This is a genomic window from Pseudomonas sp. JV449 (genome assembly GCF_032424295.1).
In the GTDB taxonomy this organism is placed as follows: domain Bacteria; phylum Pseudomonadota; class Gammaproteobacteria; order Pseudomonadales; family Pseudomonadaceae; genus Aquipseudomonas; species Aquipseudomonas marginalis.
On the sequence record NZ_VYKD01000026.1, the window covers coordinates 41,677 to 57,916 of the forward strand.

Annotated in this window: 18 protein-coding genes and 4 tRNA genes; 7 read left to right on the plus strand and 15 right to left on the minus strand. The window is 57.6% G+C overall.

The genetic code is table 11. The annotated features are described in order from the left end of the window. Positions 1-21 precede the first annotated feature (21 nt). The 7 genes from F6S08_RS22885 to F6S08_RS22915 all read right to left on the minus strand — a co-directional run bounded on the left by F6S08_RS22885 (position 22) and on the right by F6S08_RS22915 (position 6,268). On the minus strand, positions 22-1,074 hold the full coding sequence (locus F6S08_RS22885) for a hypothetical protein (protein WP_315872379.1): 1,053 nt from the start codon (positions 1,072-1,074) through the stop codon (positions 22-24). A gap of 217 nt (positions 1,075-1,291) precedes the next feature. Then, a complete protein-coding gene (flgE, locus tag F6S08_RS22890) occupies positions 1,292-2,596 on the minus strand; it encodes a flagellar hook protein FlgE (RefSeq protein WP_065926182.1) in 1,305 nt (434 codons plus the stop codon). A gap of 31 nt (positions 2,597-2,627) precedes the next feature. After that, on the minus strand, positions 2,628-3,353 hold the full coding sequence (gene flgD / locus F6S08_RS22895; protein ID WP_027607786.1) for a flagellar hook assembly protein FlgD: 726 nt from the start codon (positions 3,351-3,353) through the stop codon (positions 2,628-2,630). 16 nt (positions 3,354-3,369) lie between these two features. After that, entirely contained in the window at positions 3,370-3,813 is a 444-nt protein-coding gene (flgC, locus tag F6S08_RS22900; RefSeq protein ID WP_024076985.1) for a flagellar basal body rod protein FlgC, read from the minus strand. Positions 3,814-3,816: 3 nt separating this feature from the next. Then, the gene (flgB, locus tag F6S08_RS22905; protein WP_003175633.1) at positions 3,817-4,224 is read right to left on the minus strand and encodes a flagellar basal body rod protein FlgB; all 408 of its coding nucleotides are present in this window, start codon (positions 4,222-4,224) and stop codon (positions 3,817-3,819) included. A 242-nt stretch (positions 4,225-4,466) separates the two neighbouring features. Then, complete coding sequence (cheR, locus tag F6S08_RS22910) at positions 4,467-5,294, minus strand: protein-glutamate O-methyltransferase CheR (protein ID WP_027607785.1); 828 nt, start codon at positions 5,292-5,294, stop codon at positions 4,467-4,469. A gap of 41 nt (positions 5,295-5,335) precedes the next feature. After that, positions 5,336-6,268: a chemotaxis protein CheV gene (locus F6S08_RS22915; protein ID WP_027607784.1), complete on the minus strand. Its 933-nt coding sequence runs from the start codon at positions 6,266-6,268 to the stop codon at positions 5,336-5,338. 93 nt (positions 6,269-6,361) lie between these two features. Here F6S08_RS22915 and flgA point away from each other — a divergent pair, with 93 nt between their 5' ends. The 4 genes from flgA to F6S08_RS22935 all read left to right on the plus strand — a co-directional run bounded on the left by flgA (position 6,362) and on the right by F6S08_RS22935 (position 8,956). Further along, positions 6,362-7,126 (plus strand): flagellar basal body P-ring formation chaperone FlgA, encoded by a 765-nt coding sequence (gene flgA / locus F6S08_RS22920; protein WP_074847496.1) that lies wholly within the window; start codon positions 6,362-6,364, stop codon positions 7,124-7,126. 141 nt (positions 7,127-7,267) lie between these two features. Beyond that, entirely contained in the window at positions 7,268-7,591 is a 324-nt protein-coding gene (gene flgM, locus F6S08_RS22925; RefSeq protein WP_065939081.1) for a flagellar biosynthesis anti-sigma factor FlgM, read from the plus strand. 48 nt (positions 7,592-7,639) lie between these two features. After that, positions 7,640-8,110: a flagella synthesis protein FlgN gene (locus F6S08_RS22930; RefSeq protein WP_027607781.1), complete on the plus strand. Its 471-nt coding sequence runs from the start codon at positions 7,640-7,642 to the stop codon at positions 8,108-8,110. A gap of 96 nt (positions 8,111-8,206) precedes the next feature. Further along, positions 8,207-8,956: a flagellar brake protein gene (locus tag F6S08_RS22935; RefSeq protein ID WP_065926185.1), complete on the plus strand. Its 750-nt coding sequence runs from the start codon at positions 8,207-8,209 to the stop codon at positions 8,954-8,956. Positions 8,957-9,014: 58 nt separating this feature from the next. Here the strand turns inward: F6S08_RS22935 and F6S08_RS22940 are convergent, their stop codons facing one another. Both F6S08_RS22940 and F6S08_RS22945 read right to left on the minus strand, forming a co-directional pair. Beyond that, entirely contained in the window at positions 9,015-10,397 is a 1,383-nt protein-coding gene (locus F6S08_RS22940) for an MFS transporter (RefSeq protein WP_065926186.1), read from the minus strand. 288 nt (positions 10,398-10,685) lie between these two features. Next, positions 10,686-10,762, minus strand: a tRNA-Arg gene (locus F6S08_RS22945). A gap of 326 nt (positions 10,763-11,088) precedes the next feature. Between F6S08_RS22945 and F6S08_RS22950 the strand changes: the two genes are divergently transcribed. The 3 genes from F6S08_RS22950 to F6S08_RS22960 all read left to right on the plus strand — a co-directional run bounded on the left by F6S08_RS22950 (position 11,089) and on the right by F6S08_RS22960 (position 12,235). Further along, on the plus strand, positions 11,089-11,319 hold the full coding sequence (locus F6S08_RS22950; protein ID WP_065926187.1) for a hypothetical protein: 231 nt from the start codon (positions 11,089-11,091) through the stop codon (positions 11,317-11,319). Positions 11,320-11,330: 11 nt separating this feature from the next. Next, positions 11,331-11,510 (plus strand): PA3371 family protein, encoded by a 180-nt coding sequence (locus tag F6S08_RS22955; RefSeq protein WP_027607777.1) that lies wholly within the window; start codon positions 11,331-11,333, stop codon positions 11,508-11,510. 398 nt (positions 11,511-11,908) lie between these two features. After that, positions 11,909-12,235, plus strand: coding sequence for an Arc family DNA-binding protein (locus tag F6S08_RS22960; RefSeq protein WP_003175643.1), 327 nt, complete (start codon positions 11,909-11,911; stop codon positions 12,233-12,235). A gap of 106 nt (positions 12,236-12,341) precedes the next feature. Here F6S08_RS22960 and mgtE read toward each other — a convergent pair whose 3' ends face one another. The 6 genes from mgtE to F6S08_RS22990 form a co-directional block, all read right to left on the minus strand. After that, the gene (gene mgtE / locus F6S08_RS22965) at positions 12,342-13,784 is read right to left on the minus strand and encodes a magnesium transporter (RefSeq protein WP_065926188.1); all 1,443 of its coding nucleotides are present in this window, start codon (positions 13,782-13,784) and stop codon (positions 12,342-12,344) included. 340 nt (positions 13,785-14,124) lie between these two features. Then, positions 14,125-14,201 (minus strand) — tRNA-Arg (locus F6S08_RS22970). Positions 14,202-14,273: 72 nt separating this feature from the next. Further along, a tRNA-Arg gene (locus tag F6S08_RS22975) sits at positions 14,274-14,350 on the minus strand. 108 nt (positions 14,351-14,458) lie between these two features. Next, a tRNA-Ser gene (locus F6S08_RS22980) sits at positions 14,459-14,549 on the minus strand. A gap of 62 nt (positions 14,550-14,611) precedes the next feature. Then, positions 14,612-14,800 (minus strand): carbon storage regulator CsrA, encoded by a 189-nt coding sequence (gene csrA / locus F6S08_RS22985; RefSeq protein ID WP_003233512.1) that lies wholly within the window; start codon positions 14,798-14,800, stop codon positions 14,612-14,614. 175 nt (positions 14,801-14,975) lie between these two features. Further along, positions 14,976-16,217, minus strand: coding sequence for an aspartate kinase (locus tag F6S08_RS22990; protein ID WP_027607775.1), 1,242 nt, complete (start codon positions 16,215-16,217; stop codon positions 14,976-14,978). Positions 16,218-16,240 lie beyond the last annotated feature (23 nt).

Genomic DNA, 16,240 nt, shown 5'->3' on the forward strand with positions numbered 1-16,240 from the left:
ACAGCCCTCCTGCCGATCATCCTATAAAAATGCGTATGCCTGCCGTTGCTCCTCCATCCGCGGCCGGCCACCTCGCCCTCCCCACAACTCGATCTGCCCTCCAATCACCGCCATCGCATGGCCGCCGTAGGCCACGACGCCCAATACACCACCCGCCAGCTCACCGCTTGAAGATTGCCGGTACAAGCCTTTCAACCCCAAACGATCCAACCCCTCATTCAGCATTTCACCGTCGTTCAAGCTTGCCAACGCATCCCGATAGCTTCTCTGAGCATTGTGGTCGTTACCATTAAGCGGCCCCTTATGGCCCTCTATTTGGGCCCGCTTGGCACAGGCTGCGTATAAAAAGTTGGCGTCGGTCATCATGGCCGGATCATCGCCCATGAAACGGGCCTGCTGCGCCGCCTGCTGCAATTCGCCCTTGCTCAAATGAAGCCGAAATCCATCTCGCATTTGAACATCCCAACCATCGCCAGCTGCTTTCACGTCTTTGAAAATATCAGTGGGCTTCTGACCAAACTTCATCATTGCAGCTTTAATTGCTGCAACCGTGGTGCAATTTCCATCTGGCCCCTGCTTGAAACCCGACCAGATGTTGCCAGCCTCTCTGCCCATGCCCGGTGCTTTCCCAGGATTGCTTTTGTCTATCTTGTAGTCGTTGAAACGAGCCCCTTCGGTAAAGGGCTTGTTAGTCATGGACTCCAGGGTGCCAAAGTCTTTCGGATTAACGCTCCTGCCACCACCACCACCACCACCACCACCTGGCGATGGAGAGGGAGAGGGCGGTGCCACACCGCCACCCTCTTCAGGGAACCACTCCTTCAGCAGCCGCCTGAGAAACTCAAGAAAACCGCCCTCAGCTTCGTCAATCAGTTTGCTAAGTGCCTCCTTGAATTTTTCGCTACCCCGTTCCTCGCGAAGATCCTTCAGCTTGTCGCGCAAATCCTGAGCCAATTGTTTTTTTGAGCCTTGCCCTGCATCAAACAGCTCGTTGAGCAACTGCTTGACCCTCGACACTTCAGCCCCAGACTCGACGGGAGTCGACTTCCCTGAAGCAATACCGGGCACGAACATTACGCGCCCACCGCCTGATGCGGACACTCTTGAACTCCACATCTTCACCCCTCCATTGATTGATGAGCCTGCAGGCTCTGGACCAATCAGTGGCAAGGCAGGAATGGAGTGTTCCTCTCCATGCATTTCAACGCGTAACCCGCAGCGTCTAGAGGCCTTTTCCCACACTCAAAAAAAAACCCCTCTTACGAGGGGCTTCTTGTGGAGCGCTACCGCATCAGGTCATCTGAATGATGGTCTGCATGATGGTGCTCTGGGTGGAGATGGTCTTGGCGTTCGCCTGGTAGTTGCTCTGGGCCTTGATCAGGTCCACCAGCTCGTTGGTCAGGTTGACGTTGGAGTTCTCCAGGGAGTTGGCCACGATCGAACCCAGGGTACCGGATTGCGGGGCATCGTAACCCGGCTGGCCCGAGGCGAAGGTCTCTCTCCAGGTGGTGCCGCCCGATGGTTGCAGGCCTTGCTCGTTGTTGAAGCTGGCCAGGGAGATCTGGCCGATGGCCTTGCTCTGCTGGTTGCTGAACGTGGCGAACATTACGCCATTGCCGTCGATTTTCAGGCCGGTGATCTGGCCAGTGGCGTAACCATCGGTGGTCGGCGGGTTGCGGTAACTGGCGGAGTTGTACTGGGTGATATTGGCCATGTTGACGGCAATGTTTGGCGCTGTAGCCTTGTTAGCCGTCCATACGCCGTTGGTCACCGAGCCCGGGATCCAACCGGTGAGCGTCAGGGTCGTGCCCGCCACACCACCGGTGCTGATACCCGTCAGTTTACCTGCACCGTCAAAGCTCAATATCGACGGCACGGGAGCAGTAGTACCGGTGGTGGTAGGCTTGGAGCCATCCAGGTTACGACCGTCAATCAGCGTGTAGGAACTCCACTGGTTGGCGTCGGTTTTCACCATGTACTGCACCATCTCGTGGGAGTTGCCCTGGGAGTCATAGAGGGTGGTGCTGTACTGGGTGGTGAAAGTGGTGGTGTCGGTCGGGTCGAACGGCTTGGTGGTCTGGTTGATCACCGGCTCCGACGAGTTCAGGTTACTGGTGGAGTCCACTTTGGTGGACGCCTTCGGTGGCAGGTACGACAGGTTCAATTGCAGGTCGGTCAAGCCGCCTTTGATGATCTTGCCGTCGTCATCTGCCGCGTAGCCCTGCAGGCGCGAGGTACCGGTGTTGTTGGTGATATAGCCGTCTTTGTCGGCACGGAAGGCACCGCTACGGGTGTATTCCAGCGAGCCATCGCTGCCCTTCTGCACGAAGAAGCCACCGCCCTGGATCGCCATGTCCAGCACGCCGCCGCTGTTGTTGACGTCACCCTGGGTGAACTGTTGGGACACCGCTGCCAGGTTCACACCGTTGCCGATGCTGTTCTGGCCGGTGCCCAGTTTGGACGCGGCGTAGATATCCGCGAATTCCGCACGGGACGACTTGAAGCCAGTGGTCGCAACGTTGGCAATGTTGTTGCCGGTTACGTCCAGTTGTTTGTTGGCCGCATAGAGGCCGCTAAGGCCGATATTAAAAGACATGTTTCTCTCCCTCTGCCGTATTTAGCCGGCTCTATGTACCGATAGTCTGAATTTGCGACAGCTTGACGCTGCCCATGCCACCTGCAAGGTTCAGCAGCATTTCGCCGCCGGTCTTGCTCAACGTCACGCTGGTCACCGTTGCCGGCAACGAAGTCGCCATGGCCACCGACTCACCCTTGTCGTTCTTGGTCGTCGCCGCGAAGGTGTAGGTGCCGGCCGGGGCGACCTCACCGTTCTCGTTCTTGCCATCCCAGATAAAGTCTGACGAACCCGCGCTTTGGGCACCCATATCGATAGTGCGCACCACGTTGCCGTCTTTATCGGAGATCTTGATCGAGACGTTGCCCGTCGCCGCAGTCACCGCCACCGAACCGGTCATGCTCTTGCTCGTGTCCACCAAGGCCTTGTTGGTCTGGGTAATGATCGAGCGCCCCACCAGCGACGAAGCCTGCAGCGCCTGCGACGAGCTGAAGTTACTGGAGATCGCATTGACCGAGTCGTTCAGGGTGTTGATGCCTTCCAGGCTGCTGAATTGCGCCAGCTGGGCCACGAACGCACCGTTGTCCTGAGGCGACAGCGGGTTCTGGTTTTTCAGTTGGGTCACCAGCAGTTGCAGGAACGCATCCTTGCCCAGGGACTGGCTGCCCGTCGCCGTCTTGGTAGCGTCGGCGACGGTGGTGTTGTCGGTGGCGGTCTTGACCTTGGAGTTGAAAAGGTCCTGGACTGCCGTGTTGGTCGTGGTATCAACGATGGCCATTATTTGGCGCCCCTTATCACTGACCCAAGGTCAGGACCTTCTGCATCATGGTTTTGGCGGTGTTCATCATTTCCGCGTTGGTCTGGAACGAGCGGCTGGCGGAGATCATGTCTGCCATTTCCTCGACCACGTTGACGTTGGGGTAATAGACATAACCCTTTTCGTTCGCGGCAGGATGGTTCGGCTCGTAACGGGCCTCGAGGTTGCTCTGGTCTTCGACCACACCGAGGACCTGCACGCCCTGGCCGGCGGCGTCCTGGTTCTGGAACAGCGAATCGCTGCCACCGCTCTGGCCGCCCTGGAACATGGTGGCGAACACCGGGTGACGGGCGCGGTAGGTCTGGTCGATGCTCGAAGACACGGTCTCGGCGTTGGCGATGTTACTGGCGACGGTGTTCAAGCGCGTGGTCTGCGCGCTCATGCCACTGCCGGCAATATTGAAAACACTGGACAGGGACATGGCTTACTCTCCACGCAGGGCTGACATCAGCCCTTTGAATTTACTGTTGAGCAGGGTAAAGCTGGCCTGAAAGTTCACCGAGTTCTCGGCATAGGCCGATTGCTCCAGCTGGGCGTCGACGGTGTTCTGGTCGATCGACGGCTGCATCGGCGTGCGATACAGCAGCGACTCGTCACCACTGCTCAGGCCTTGCGCTTCGATATGACGACTGTTGGTCATGTTCAAGGCGAAGGTGCCGTTCTTGGTCTTGTCCTGCTGTGCGGCGAGCACGGCGGAAAAATCCAGGTCCCGAGCCTTGTAGTTCGGGGTGTCGGCGTTGGCAATGTTGTTGGCCAGGACTTCGGCACGCTGGGCGCGGAAGCCCAGGGCTTGTTCGTGGATACCGAGCGCTTTATCGAAGCTGATGCTCATGGCGGAAACCTTTAGGCTGACCTGCTGTTAACAGGGTTATAGCAAGGCGCATGCCAATATCTGATACCCCCGTAAATCAAGGGGTTGCGAGGAGCTTGCCGGCGGCAATGCCAGAAAAGCGGCAACGGGTTTCCGCGTGGCGCCAGTAAAGCGGCAATGGGGAGTTGCCGCTTTCTTTAACTTTGCCGCAGAAACAAATATGGGAGGGGGCAAGCCCCCTCCCATATTATTATGTGGCCTGATTATTTAGCCTGGTAGATGATCCCAGGGCTGCATTGCACCATCTGGAAGTGATCCGGCAAACCATTGAGCGCCTCGGATGCACCGAGAAACAGGTAGCCGCCACGCTTGAGGGTGCCGTGGATGCGCAACAGGATGTCTTTCTTCACCTCGGCCGAGAAGTAGATCAGCACGTTGCGGCAGAACACCATGTCGAACTTGCCCAGGCTGGCGTAGCTGTCGAGCAGGTTGAACGAGCGAAACTCCACACGGTTCTTGATCGGCGCCTTGACCGCCCAACGCCCTGCCCCTTTCGGGTCGAAGTAACGTTGCAGACGTTCCTGGGACAAGCCACGGCCCAGGGCCAGACTGTCGTACTCGCCGGTCTTGCAATTGGTGAGCATGGTGCCGGACAGGTCGGTGGCGACGATCTGCGCCCCGGCTTTAAGCTGGCCCATGTTGGTCCGCTCGAACTCATCGATGGACATCGAAATCGAGTACGGTTCCTGACCCGAAGAGCAGGCGGCCGACCAGATACGCAGGCGCTGGCCCGGGCTGGCCTTGATGGCCTCCGGCAGCACTTTGCTCTTGAGCACTTCAAAGGGGTAGGTATCGCGAAACCATAGGGTTTCGTTGGTGGTCATGGCATCGACCACCATCTCTTTGAGGCCACTGCGCGGCTGGCCCTGGATCCGTTGAACCAACTCGCCCAGGGACTTGATGCCCTGCTGCTCCATCAGTTTGTTAAGACGGCTGGATACCAGGTATTGCTTGTTTTCACCGAGCAATATGCCACAGGCTTTTTCCAGGAAGACCCGGAACTGTTCAAAATCCAAATTACCCGTAGACACTGATACCGCCTCTAAAATCGTATGACCGCCAGGGGAAAACCCTAGCCGTGATCTGCTGCCTTGATCCGGTCGACTACCCGGGATGCCAGGTCATCAGGGCGGAATTTGGCCAGGAAGTCATCGGCACCGACTTTCTTGACCATCGCCTGATTGAATACGCCCGACAACGAAGTATGCAGGATGATATGCAGTTTTTGCATGCGTGGATCGCTGCGTATCTCAGCAGTGAGGGTATAGCCGTCCATTTCCGGCATCTCGATGTCAGAGATCATCATCAAGAATTCTTCTTCCGGCTTCTTGCCTTCATCCACCAGCTTACGCAGGTAATCCAACGCCTGGCGCCCGTCATTGAGGGCGACAACGTCCACGCCGACGGTTTGCAGGCAGCGAGTCACCTGTTTGCGCGCCACCGAGGAGTCATCCACCGTCAGCACACGCAGCGAGACCGCCTTGTGGGCCGTTTCGGCGTCGACCACACCCACGGAAATCGACTCCGAGGTGGGCGCCACTTCGGCGAGGATCTTCTCCACGTCGATGATCTCCACCAACTGGTTATCGACCCGCGTCACCGCCGTGAGGTAGTGATCGCGACCAGTGCCCTTGGGCGGCGGATGGATCTCTTCCCAGTTCATGTTGACGATGCGTTCCACCGAGCGCACCAGGAAACCCTGGGTCTTGGTGTTGTACTCGGTAATGATCACGAACGGGTTCTCGCGATCCTGCAGGCCAGCCGAACCGGTGGCCAGGGCCAGGTCAAGAATCGGGATAGTCGCACCACGAATATTCGCCACACCGCACACCACCGGACTGGACTTGGGCATGATCGTCAGCTTGGGACATTGCAGCACTTCCCGCACCTTGAATACGTTGATGCCATACAGCTGCTTGCCATCCAGGCGAAACAGCAGCAACTCCAGGCGATTCTGCCCTACCAGCTGTGTGCGCTGGTTTACTGAATCCATTACTCCTGCCATGCCATGACTCCTACGCTAAAACCTTTGGCTATACCTACAAGGGCGGCGCGCCCCCAACACTAAAACGGCACGAGCTTTGCTATTTGTTGAATTATGGACATTAAAACGACAGTTTCCCGACGCCTTCACCTGACACGGTTTTGCAGATTGCTCTGCGTACCGCTGGCGCTGCTTGCCTTCAGCCTGGGCACCACGGCCCGTGCAGAGAACGTCACCTTGCCTGATCTACTTATCGGCGTCACTCAAGGCTTTCTTGAGTTCACTGTAGAAGATTATCTGGCAACCACACAGACGCCGGGGCGTTATGAAATCCAGGTCAACCAGTTGGACCCGCGTCTGCGTATGCCGATGTGCGACAAGGAATTGACAGCGACCCTGGAAAGTCCCGCCCAACCCATCGGGCGCGTAACGGTAAAGGTACGCTGCGAAGGCGCCTCGCCCTGGACCGTGTTCGTACCGGCCCAGGTCAAATTGTTCCGTGACGTGGTGGTGGTTGCCCGCCCACTGAAACGCACGGGCATCATCGGTTTCGAGGACGTTGTATTGCGTGAACGCGACATCAGCCAGATCAGCCAGGGCTACCTGACATCCCTGGACCAGGCCATCGGGCAGAAATTGACCCGACCAGTGGTCACCGATCAAGTGATTACCCTGGTGCACCTGGAACAGGCCGAGGTCATCCGCAAGGGCGATCAGGTGGTGATTTCCGCGAGCAGCGGCGGCTTGAATGTGAAAATGCCGGGCGAAGCACTGTCCAACGGCGGCATGAGCGAACAGATTCGCGTCAAGAACCTCAACTCCAACCGCGTGATCAAGGCGCGGGTGACAGCCCCAGGGCAAGTCGAGGTCGCTTTATAGATTACTGGTACAGGACGCTGGGTTTTCCTACACTGTGCACGAGAGGCCCCGTGCGGAGATTTATTGTCATTCGCGCCTAAAGTTTGTCCGGGTATGGCCGAAAACATGGCAAGCGTCCAAATACCCAGAGGTTTTTTTATCATGGTCATCGATTTCAGCCGTTTGAATAACACCCCGACGACGTCAGGCACTACGCGCACCACCAGTCCCAAGGACAACGTAGAAGCCAAGGCCCCGGCGCTGCCCGCCAAGGCAGAACAGGCCAGTGCCAGCCAGAGCGGGGAATCCGTACACCTGAGCAATGAGGCTCAACAGTTGCAGAAGGTCACTGACTCGCTGCGCGATCAACCGGTCGTCAATAAAGCCCGCGTGGCCGAATTGAAACAGGCGATCGCCGATGGCAGCTATAAAGTCGACAGCAACCGTGTAGCCAGCAAGCTGCTTAACTTCGAAGCCGAGCGCTAGGCAAAGGCCTGCGCAGGGCTTTTGGACGCTTAAAACCCAAGGCCAGCCATGCATCACGACGAACATTTGCTTCAACTGATCATTGATGATCTAGCGCCGACGCAACAATTGCTCGAGCTGCTCAAAGAAGAATCACTGGCCCTCTATGGCCGGGACATGCCGCTGCTGGAAGAAATTCTGGCACGCAAGCAGTCGTTGATCGTCCTGCTGGAACAGCACGGCAAAAAACGCAGCCAGATCCTCATCAGCCTCGGCCTGCCGGCAGACCACGACGGCCTGGCGCAGTTGGCCAGCCACTCCTCGGTCGGCGATCAACTGCTGGCCCAGAGCAAAGAACTCAACCAATTGCTCGCCCAGTGCCAGGAAGCCAACCTGCTTAACGGTCAGTCGATCCAGCTTCAGCAAGCCACGACCGCCAACCAGTTGCGTATACTCCACGGCGGAGAGCCTCCGGCACTCTATAACGCCCAGGGCTCCACCTCGCGCCTGGTCAAGCCAAGCACCCGCAGCCAAGCCTGACACCGGTTTACAGCGCGCCCTATCCAAGGCGCGCCACATGCTGGCAAAATGCCGGTTCTTGCGTGTAGTCGTATTTTGTCTGGAGATGGAAGAACCGTGTTCAACGCCCTTAATGCGGAAGATGCCCCGCAGCCACCCAAGGTCCTCACCACGCCTCTGGAAATCGCCGGCACCTTGCGGATGCTGCAAGACAGCCATGATCCGCTGATCATCACTTTCCACGAACGCAGCCAGCGCTTCCAGAGCTACCTGGTGGACGTCAACCGCGACAGCAACATGCTGGCGCTGGACGAAATGATCCCCCGCGACGGCGAGCGCCACCTCGAAAACGGCGAACCCTTTCGCATCGAAGGTTTCCATGATGGCGTACGCGTCGCCTGGGAAAGCAAAGGCACCCTGACCATCAGCGAAAAAGGCGGCCACCGTATCTACACCGGCAGCCTGCCGGACGAGGTGGTCTACCATCAGCGCCGCAATGCCTTCCGCGCCGCGTTGAAGCTGGCGCAACTGGTGAATATCGAGCTGGGCGGCGAGAAACTTCAGCTGCCGGTCAACGGCAAACTGCTGGATATTTCCGCCACCGGCTGCAAATTGCGTTTTGAAGGGGATATTTCCGAGCGCCTGCAACTGGGCCAGGTCTACGACCGTTTTATCGCAGCCCTGCCGTTTGGCAGCATGACCACCGCCGTCGAACTGCGATACCTGCACTTCGAAGAAAGAATCAACACGACCTTTGCCGGCGTGCGCTTCCACAACATGAGTGGTTTGGTGCAACGCCAGGTCGAGCGCTTTGTGTACCAGCTGCAGCGTGAAGCACGACGGTTCGACAAAGACGACGATTTTTGATCCTTAACGATCGCAGAAAAAAACGGGCAGACCCTTTGGGATCTGCCCGTTTTTATTTTCAGGGGCGCGCCCTGCTCAATTCGTGAGGATGCTCGTCCGGCCCCAGGGGCTCAGGTGGCCCTTCGAAGACGGGCTCATCCACCGGCGGCTCCGGATCGACCTGCGGCTCGGGATCAGGGACAGTCTGCATCTGCTCCTGCACCACCTGCTCGTCGACCCGCGGGTCCAGCGCCGCCACCAGCGGTGAACTCGACATACTGTCGGGCATTGCCACGTGATGCAGGGGGGCATCTTCCACTTGGTGCAGATTGGTCACCGCCTTAGGCCGGATTCGCCACACCAGGATCAGCGCGCACAGACTGAAAAACGCATACAGCATCTGGCTGCCGAACAGCTTCATCACCACACCCGCCAGCAACGGCCCGACGCTGGCGCCGATACCGTAGGTCACCAGCAGCATGGCCGTCAGCGATACCCGGCGATCCCCTTCCACATGGTCGTTGGAAAACGCCACAGCCAAGGGATACAGGCAAAACTGCACGAGAGAACACAGGAAGCCCGCCACGAACAGCACCTCCAGCGGCACCTGGGTCATGATTGCCAACGGCAGTGCCGCCACCGCCAGGCACAAGGCAAAGCAGCGGATCAGCAGCGCGCGATCATAACGATCCGACAACCAGCCCAGGGGCCATTGCACCAGCAACCCGGCAAAAATGCAGCTACCCATGAACAGACCCACCTGTTCGGTGCTCAGCCCTTGCTGGGAGGCATACAGCGGCGCCAGGCCGTAGAACGAACCGACGATCAACCCCGCCCCCAACACCGTACTCAACGACTGCGGCACGCGCTTGATAAAGAAGCGCGGCTCCATCGGCGCAGGATGCAAGGCCGCCGGGTGAATGCGCCGGGTCATGGCCACCGGCACCAGGCACAGGGCGAAGCACAGCGCCACCAGCATCAGCAGCTCAAGGCCAAGCTGGGGATGCATCACCAGTATCAACTGGCCCAATACCAGACCCAGGTAGGAGGCGATCATATAACCGCTGAACACTACGCCACGCTGCTTGGCATCTGCCTGCTCATTGAGCCAGCTCTCGATGACCATGTACTGGCACATCATCCCCAGGCCCACGATTATCCGCAGCACAATCCAGGCCGGCAGCCAATCGACCAGGCCATGGCCCAGCACCGCCGCACCGACAATCCCGGCACAGGTGGCATAGGCGCGGATATGCCCGACCCGGGCAATCAGGCGATGCCCGATCTTGCCGCCCAGTACCAGGCCAAAGTAGTTGGCCGCCATCAGCGCACCCACCCAAAGGCTGTCGACATGGTCGGCCGCCAGGCGCAAGGCCAGGTAGGTACTGAGCAGGCCGGAGCCAATCAGCATCATCAAGGAGGCGAAATAAAGGGCTCGAAAAGATTTCCAGATCTGGCGCATCGGCGTTCCGAGCGGCTCCTTGCGGTGAGAGACAGGGCTATCGGCATGATAGTCCGGGGTGACCGGGTCCGGACAGGCAACATGCGCTGTTTCCGGGGATTATTTTGCTTAACAGCTCAGACGCTGTCGGATGGCGCGCAAGGTACATGGTTGCGACAAATACATCACGGCACCTGCTGTGAACCTTGATCGGCGGCAAGGTTCGACCTGCGTGCAAAAAGATCGAGCACGCACAAAAAAGCCCCGCCAGGAGGTTCTGTACGGGGCTTTCTCTATGGGCTACGAATCTGGTGTCCCAGGGCCGGTTCGAACGGCCAACCTTCCCCTTAGGAGGGGGATGCTCTATCCAATTGAGCTACTGGGACAAATGACAGCCATCAGGCCAAGGGCACTGCGACGGACGGCGTGCATGTTAACGGCCGAGGTGGGTTTTGTCATGTCGTCCGTGGGCTTTTTAAGTGTAGGCCGAGCCTTGCCCGGGCAATTGCGGTTTCGCCCCGCGAATACGGGCACCTGGCCTCATCGTGCAAAATGCAACCACCCAAAATGCCAGCATTGCAAATTGCAATCCTTCAGCCCACCAAATCAAACTCAAGCCATTGATTTTATTGAATTAATACATTGGCACGACACCTGCAACAGTTCTCCTGCAAACCCCATTCAGCCAGTGCGTTAAACGGAGAACATGACCATGAACAGTGCCATTCTGTTAGCTCTCAACACCGTCGCCCTGGCTGCACTGGTGATGTTCCACTTTCAATCGACTGGCAGCAACGACCCCGCCCAGATCAGCCAGCAGGCAGTCCCCCACCACTTGCAACAACGTCCGCAACTGGCCGTGATGACACCGAATGCACAAGCGCCAGTACGCCTGACTCAAGGCACCCAGGCCGCGCCGGCATCTGAACACTGGGTTTTTTAAGGACGCTGATCATGAGCAAATTTGCCTGGCTGTTCCTGAGCCTGACCATCGCCACTGGCCTTATGGGCCTGAGTGCAAGCTCCCAGGATGGGCAAACCAGCGCATTCGTCGCCGCCGGCGTTTTCGCAGGCCTGCTTCTGTTGACGCTCGTCGTGGGTCGCCGAATCAAATTTGACCCGGTTTTACGCTGACCCCTCCCTTCTCTGCACTGCCCTCCCCCTACCTTATGTCGCCTCGTCCTAGTAAATCGGCAAATTGCCACTAGTCTTAAAACTAAGGGCAAAAGGCCACTTTGCTATAGGATGTGCGACCTCAAACCCTGTGGTGGCCTGGACTTACGGGAAGTTCCCTCGTGGAATCACTCATGGAAAAGTTTTCCAACCAGTCCGCAAAAATGCAAATGAGTGCTGGCATAAAGCCTCTAGGCAGTTCAATATTTGTCACAGAATTGACGCCAAGGAACTGGCAAATCTGAGGCATGATGCGGCCTCTTTGCAATTCGGGTTGAACTTTGGTCGTGAGTCTTGTCTTAACACTCATCTTGCGGCCAATTCCAATAACCGCTCCCCTGAACTAACCGGTTAAATATATGCGCCCATTGAAACAGGCAATTTATTCCAGCCGTACGGCTGACAAGTTCGTCGTACGTCTGCCAGACGGAATGCGGGAACGCATTGCCGAGGTGGCTCGCAATCATCACCGCAGCATGAACTCCGAAATCATCGCGCGCCTGGAGCAGAGCCTTATTCAGGAAGGTGCGCTGGGTGACGAACTGAGCATGCGCCTGGACAGCCCCGAGCTGTCGCTGCACGAACGCGAACTGCTGCAGCGTTTTCGTCAGCTCTCCCACCGCCAGCAAAATGCCCTCGTCTCGCTTATCGCGCACGACGTAGAGGCGGCCGCAGAAGCCAATTGATCCGCCACTGAAAGCCGAAGCCAGCCCTGTGCTGGCTTTTTTTTGCCCGGGATTCACAGGGCTCGACATTCTTATCACGTAGCAGAGGGCGCCCGGCCGAGACAGATCAGAGCAGGAAGATCGTCGCCAAACCGAGGAAGATGAAGAAGCCACCACTGTCGGTCATGGCCGTGATCATCACGCTGGCGCCCATGGCCGGGTCGCGCCCAAGGCGTGCCAGGGTCATGGGGATCAGCACCCCCATCAGGGCCGCCAGCAGCAGGTTGAGGGTCATGGCAGCGGTCATCACCACCCCCAGGGACCAACTGCCGTACAGCAAGTAGGCCACCACGCCAATCACCCCACCCCACACCAGGCCATTGATCAGGCCCACTGCCAACTCCTTGCGCAGCAGGCGCGAAGAGTTGGCGGTACTGACCTGGTCCAGCGCCATGGCGCGTACGATCATGGTGATGGTCTGGTTGCCCGAGTTACCACCAATGCCTGCCACAATCGGCATCAATGCCGCCAGGGCCACCAGCTTCTCGATGGAACCTTCGAACAGCCCGATCACACGGGAGGCGATAAACGCGGTAATCAGGTTAACGGCCAGCCAGGCCCAGCGGTTATGCAGGGAACGCCAGACTGACGCAAAAATATCTTCCTCTTCACGCAAACCCGCCATGTTGAGGACTTCGGTTTCACTCTCTTCACGAATCAAGTCGACGATTTCGTCGATGGTCAGACGACCGATCAGCTTGCCGTTCTTGTCGACCACCGGGGCAGAGATCAAGTCGTAACGCTCAAAGGCCTGCGCTGCGTCGTAGGCATCCTCATCGGGGTGAAAGCTCACGGTATCGCTGGCCATCAGGTCAGCAACCTTTTTCTCCGGATCGTTGACCAACAGGCGCTTGATCGGCAGCACGCCCTTGAGAATGCCTTCATAGTCGACCACGAACAGTTTGTCGGTATGACTCGGCAGCTCTTTCAGCCGGCGCAGGTAACGCAAGACCACTTCCAGGCTGACGTCTTCGCGGATGGTGACCATCTCGAAGTCCATCAGTGCGCCGACCTGATCCTCGTCATAGGACAACGCGGAGCGCACGCGCTCACGCTGCTGGCCGTCAAGGGCCTCCATCAACTCATGGACAACATCACGCGGCAACTCTGGAGCCAGGTCGGCCAGTTCGTCAGCGTCCATCTCCCTGGCGGCCGCCAGGAGCTCGTGATCGTCCATGTCGGCGATCAGGGTTTCACGAACCGAGTCGGATACTTCGAGCAGGATGTCGCCGTCGCGGTCGGCCTTGACCAACTGCCAGAGGGTCAGTCGATCATCCAGGGGCAAGGCTTCGAGAATGTAGGCAACGTCGGCGGAGTGCAGGTCATCGAGCTTGCGTTGCAACTCGACGAGGTTCTGGCGGTGGACCAGGTTTTCGACAAGGTCGTTATTCGGACCATCCTGGCGGTGCGTGAAATCTTCGACCACGCGCTGGCGCTGCAGCAGCTCGATGACTTGAGCCAGGCGATCCTGCAGGCTTTCTTGTGTTTTCTTTACTTCTACTTCGGTCATAGGCGAACTCCACTCCCAGCAGCGGGGCACGCCGGAAGGATCAATCAGTCAATTCATGATTGGTAAAACGGGGTACTGAGTAACTACTGGGTAAGTCCATGGAGGTATTCCATAAGCCCCGGCGGGGCTGACGGGCGCAATGATACACCGTGCGTCCGGTTTTAACGTCAAAAAACTGGAAAGAACAAGCGCTTGCGAGCCAAAGTTGAGTATTGGCCACACCTATTCAACTGCGACGCCATCACCGGAATGGAAAACACATAAGGAAGGAGAAAAAGATAAGGATCCACACAAACCCCAGACGGCAAAAAGCCCGCACTAGGCGGGCTTTTTGTTTGTATGGTGCACTCGACAGGATTCGAACCTGTGACCGCTCGGTTCGTAGCCGAGTACTCTATCCAGCTGAGCTACGAGTGCATATTGTGTTTTTAGACCAGATCACAACTGGTTGAAGCCGAGCTACCTGCATTACTGCAACTAACTCTTAAATGGTGCACTCGACAGGATTCGAACCTGTGACCGCTCGGTTCGTAGCCGAGTACTCTATCCAGCTGAGCTACGAGTGCATTTGTTGCCGCGCATTATAGGCCGTTCAATCTCTATGTAAAGCTATTTTTTCGTTTAATTTCAACAACTTAACGAAAAAACCAGATTGCAACGTACTAAGCAAATAATGGCGGAGAACGGGGGATTCGAACCCCCGACACCCTTTTGAGGTGTACTCCCTTAGCAGGGGAGCGCCTTCGGCCACTCGGCCAGCTCTCCGCAACACGGGGCGTATATTAACCACGTTCATCCCCGTTTGCAAACATAAAAAACGATAAAAATTAAAGGCTTGGTTCTTCGTCCTTCTCTTTCTTGATCCGCAAGAAGATTTCCTCGCGATGAACCGCCACCTCTTTCGGAGCGTTAACCCCGATACGCACTTGATTGCCTTTGACGCCGAGCACGGTCACGGTGATTTCGCCATCACCGATAATCAGGCTTTCTGCGCACCGACGAGTCAGAATCAGCATACCTTTCTCCTCACGCATTTCATTTCAGGAACAACAGTCTGCAAAAAAAAGGCGTTCGACCTACGACTCGATAGCCATAGCCCTAACGGCCTAAGTATTGTCGAGCGCACGCAAAAGACCATGCGCCCTACAAAAAAATGAAAGGCGCGGTAAACCGCGCCTTCCTGGCATTGCATCACTCGCCCTGTCGGGCCGGAGCATCCAGCTCAAAAGCGGTATGCAGCGCGCGTACAGCCAGCTCCAGGTACTTCTCTTCAATCACCACCGAGACTTTGATTTCCGAGGTAGAGATCATCTGGATATTGATGCTTTCCTTGGCCAAAGCCCCGAACATGCGGCTGGCAACGCCGGCATGGGAACGCATGCCCACACCTACGATCGAGACCTTGGCAATCTTGGTATCGCCGACCACTTCACGGGCGCCAATTTCGCTCGCGGTGTTCTCCAGGATTTTCAACGCCGCATCGTACTCGTTGCGGTGCACGGTGAAAGTGAAATCGGTGGTGTTATCGTGCGAGACGTTCTGCACGATCATGTCGACTTCAACATTCGCATCGCTGATAGGGCCCAGAATCTTGAAGGCCACGCCCGGGGTGTCTGGCACGCCACGGATCGTCAGCTTGGCTTCATCGCGGTTGAAAGCGATGCCGGAAATGATCGGCTGTTCCATGGATTCCTCTTCATCAATAGTAATGAGGGTGCCCGGACCCTCCTTGAAGCTGTGCAATACGCGCAGCGGAACGTTGTACTTGCCGGCGAACTCCACCGCGCGGATCTGCAACACCTTGGAACCGAGGCTGGCCATTTCCAGCATCTCTTCAAAGGTGATCTTGTCCAGGCGCTGGGCCACGGACACCACACGCGGGTCGGTGGTGTAGACGCCATCCACATCGGTGTAGATCTGGCACTCGTCAGCCTTGAGGGCCGCAGCCAGGGCCACACCGGTGGTGTCAGAACCGCCACGCCCGAGGGTGGTGATGTTGCCGTGCTCGTCCACACCCTGGAAGCCCGCTACAACTACCACGCGACCGGCTTTCAGATCAGTGCGAATTTTCTGGTCGTCAATCTGCAGGATCCGCGCCTTGGTGTGCGCGCTGTCGGTGAGGATGCGCACCTGGCTGCCAGTGTAGGACACGGCAGGCACGCCACGCTTGTTCAGGGCCATGGCCAGCAAGGCGATGGTCACCTGCTCGCCGGTGGACACGATCACATCCAGCTCACGCGGCAGCGGCTGTTGCTCGCCACTGATGGCCTTGGCCAGTTCGATCAGGCGATTGGTCTCGCCGCTCATGGCCGACAGCACCACGACCAGGTCGTCACCGGCATCGCGGAATTTCTTAACCTTGTCGGCCACCTGCTCGATTCTTTCGACAGAGCCGACCGAGGTGCCTCCAAATTTCTGTACGATCAAAGCCATTTCCAAGCCGCCTCAGCCCGTAA

Excerpts from the sequence above, each read along its gene's own strand:
- F6S08_RS22885 (WP_315872379.1), bottom strand. The coding sequence starts at position 1,074 with ATGTTCGTGCCCGGTATTGCTTCAGGGAAGTCGACTCCCGTCGAGTCT.
- flgE (WP_065926182.1), bottom strand. The coding sequence starts at position 2,596 with ATGTCTTTTAATATCGGCCTTAGCGGCCTCTATGCGGCCAACAAACAA.
- flgD (WP_027607786.1), bottom strand. The coding sequence starts at position 3,353 with ATGGCCATCGTTGATACCACGACCAACACGGCAGTCCAGGACCTTTTC.
- flgC (WP_024076985.1), bottom strand. The coding sequence starts at position 3,813 with ATGTCCCTGTCCAGTGTTTTCAATATTGCCGGCAGTGGCATGAGCGCG.
- flgB (WP_003175633.1), bottom strand. The coding sequence starts at position 4,224 with ATGAGCATCAGCTTCGATAAAGCGCTCGGTATCCACGAACAAGCCCTG.
- F6S08_RS22915 (WP_027607784.1), bottom strand. The coding sequence starts at position 6,268 with ATGGCAGGAGTAATGGATTCAGTAAACCAGCGCACACAGCTGGTAGGG.
- flgA (WP_074847496.1), top strand. The coding sequence starts at position 6,362 with ATGGACATTAAAACGACAGTTTCCCGACGCCTTCACCTGACACGGTTT.
- flgM (WP_065939081.1), top strand. The coding sequence starts at position 7,268 with ATGGTCATCGATTTCAGCCGTTTGAATAACACCCCGACGACGTCAGGC.
- F6S08_RS22930 (WP_027607781.1), top strand. The coding sequence starts at position 7,640 with ATGCATCACGACGAACATTTGCTTCAACTGATCATTGATGATCTAGCG.
- F6S08_RS22940 (WP_065926186.1), bottom strand. The coding sequence starts at position 10,397 with ATGCGCCAGATCTGGAAATCTTTTCGAGCCCTTTATTTCGCCTCCTTG.
- F6S08_RS22950 (WP_065926187.1), top strand. The coding sequence starts at position 11,089 with ATGAACAGTGCCATTCTGTTAGCTCTCAACACCGTCGCCCTGGCTGCA.
- F6S08_RS22955 (WP_027607777.1), top strand. The coding sequence starts at position 11,331 with ATGAGCAAATTTGCCTGGCTGTTCCTGAGCCTGACCATCGCCACTGGC.
- F6S08_RS22960 (WP_003175643.1), top strand. The coding sequence starts at position 11,909 with ATGCGCCCATTGAAACAGGCAATTTATTCCAGCCGTACGGCTGACAAG.
- mgtE (WP_065926188.1), bottom strand. The coding sequence starts at position 13,784 with ATGACCGAAGTAGAAGTAAAGAAAACACAAGAAAGCCTGCAGGATCGC.
- csrA (WP_003233512.1), bottom strand. The coding sequence starts at position 14,800 with ATGCTGATTCTGACTCGTCGGTGCGCAGAAAGCCTGATTATCGGTGAT.
- F6S08_RS22990 (WP_027607775.1), bottom strand. The coding sequence starts at position 16,217 with ATGGCTTTGATCGTACAGAAATTTGGAGGCACCTCGGTCGGCTCTGTC.